The 2,044-nt window shown below is 40.4% G+C and carries 3 protein-coding genes; all 3 read right to left on the bottom strand.

The window, feature by feature from the left end:
• Positions 1 to 222, bottom strand: a 222-nt coding sequence (locus tag E7Z79_RS09305) for a hypothetical protein (protein WP_303739667.1), incomplete at its 3' end; no start/stop codon positions are given.
• Between the two features lie 46 nt (positions 223 to 268).
• Positions 269 to 1,663 (bottom strand): MATE family efflux transporter, encoded by a 1,395-nt coding sequence (locus E7Z79_RS09300; RefSeq protein ID WP_303739666.1) that lies wholly within the window; start codon positions 1,661 to 1,663, stop codon positions 269 to 271.
• A gap of 1 nt (position 1,664) precedes the next feature.
• Positions 1,665 to 2,044, bottom strand: a 380-nt coding sequence (locus E7Z79_RS09295) for a MarR family winged helix-turn-helix transcriptional regulator (protein WP_303739665.1), incomplete at its 5' end; no start/stop codon positions are given.

Raw genomic sequence — 2,044 nt, 5'->3', positions numbered from 1 at the left:
ACTGATTTCCTCTTTTTCTATAAGCTCCTCAAGGTCCTTTGTGCCTTCCAGGATATCGTCAAAATCAATGTGTTCCTTGCTTAGAATCGGATTTAAAAAATCAAAATTAATGTCATAGTCATACTTGGAATATCTCCTGAAGTATTCGTTCACCATAAGGTAGTTGATATACAGCTCATGGTTCAGGATTGAGTATTTCTTGTTGCTGACTATGAATTCCATGTTAAGTTATTAGTTAAAAAAAGTATAAAAAACTAGTTATTGATAACTAGTCTTCTTTTTGTGGTGTATATTTTTTGATTGATATTGCCTTGAATCTTCTGATGAACAGCTTTGCCCATATGTATCCCACTGTTCCTCCAACGAAACATCCAAGAATGATACCTACATATATTCCAACAACGCCCCATCCGAAGATGAAGCCTAATATGTATGCAAATACACTTTCAAGAATCAGTGACCTCAATAGGGTAATGAGCAATGAGTATACTCCCTTTCCAACACCTTGAAACATCATGGATGACATTATACCATGAGGAATTGCAAGAACGAAGAGTGTCAGCACTGATATTGCGTGTGCAATTTGGGGAGCCAGGGTTGAGCTTGCTGAGGTGTATGCAAACATTGCGGCAATTTGAGGTGAGAATATGTATATTACGATTCCCAAAGCGATTGATACTATAAAACCCAATTTGATGGAATATGAATGTGCAGTCTGCAGGTTTTTGTAGTTGTGTGCACCATATGCAACGCCTGTCACGGTCAATACGGCTGTTCCGATACCTATCAAAGGAATCATGGACAATTGGACAATCCTCATTGATGCGGTATATACAGCTACCGCAGTTGTTCCGTCAGCCATTACAAGCATGGAGTTGATGATTATCGCCAATGCGGAAAATACGATGTTTTCCAGTGTTGACGGAATAGCAACCTGCAGGGTGTCAAGCATTATGTATGACTGATAGTCGAAGTTTTTAAATGACAAGTCAAGGTAAAGGTCCTTTTTGCCCCAAATCCAATAGCTCATTACAACACATGACATTGTCGCTGAAATGACTGTTGCCCATGCTGCACCTGATATTCCAAAGTTCAGGATGTAGATGAAAACCGGGTCAAGAATGATGTTCAAGATTGCTGTTACGGCAATTGCAATTGTAGCCCTTTTCATGTCCCCTTCAGACCTGAATATCGCTGATGCGACTCCTGAGTATACGAATATGAAAAGGAATCCGAAGATGATGTAACTGTAGTCCAAAGCATATTGTATAGTTTTTCCCGCACCCATGAACTGAAGGATAGGCACCATAAACGCTTCAATGAGCACTGTAAATATAACTGATACGATAACTGACAGTAGGATACCGTGTAGAGCCGCATTGTTGGCCTGCTTGTAGTTGTTGGCTCCGATATATCTTGCGATAAGTGAATTTGCACCTGCACCGATACCGTTACCCAGTCCGACCAATACCATGAATAGTGGTGTGATGAATCCTATTGCAGCCAGCGCGTCTGCACCAAGCCCGGCTACCCAGATACTGTCCGCTATGTTATAGAGCATGATCAACAGCATTGAAAGCATCATAGGCAGTGCCAATTTGACGATGGCCTTTTTAGGATCTCCTGTAATCATTTCAATATTTTCACTTTTCTTTTTTGCCATTTTACTCCCCTTTTTCGTTTAATTCCATTGTCTTAATGGTGATTTCCTTTAAAACAAGTTGCAATAGCTCCTTGTCGACATAACCCTTTTCCATTATGACTTCATCTTCCCAATCCTTAAGGATTTTGATTGCCTTTGATAGGGTTTCCCTGCCCTTGTCGGTTAGTGAAACCATATTCTGGCGTCTGTTGTTTTCATCAATGGTTCTTATGACAAATCCATTCTCTTCAAGCTTCCTGATGGATCTTGCAACAGCCCCCTTGTTTATGTTGCATCCTGTTGCAATCCTTTCCTGGTTGAGATTTTCATGATGTGATATTTCAAACAAAAGATGCAGTTGGGTTTCATTGATGCCCAAATCGCCCAGCCTGTTGTTCAAAT

Origin of the sequence: Methanobrevibacter thaueri (assembly GCF_015062905.1) — an archaeon.
GTDB classification, from domain to species: domain Archaea; phylum Methanobacteriota; class Methanobacteria; order Methanobacteriales; family Methanobacteriaceae; genus Methanocatella; species Methanocatella thaueri_A.
The sequence above is the reverse complement of the archived record's forward strand: the minus strand, read 5'-3'. Positions and strand labels throughout refer to the sequence as shown.

Bases quoted from the DNA above. Each gene is read 5' to 3' on its own strand.
- E7Z79_RS09300 (WP_303739666.1), bottom strand. From the start codon at position 1,663: ATGGCAAAAAAGAAAAGTGAAAATATTGAAATGATTACAGGAGATCCT.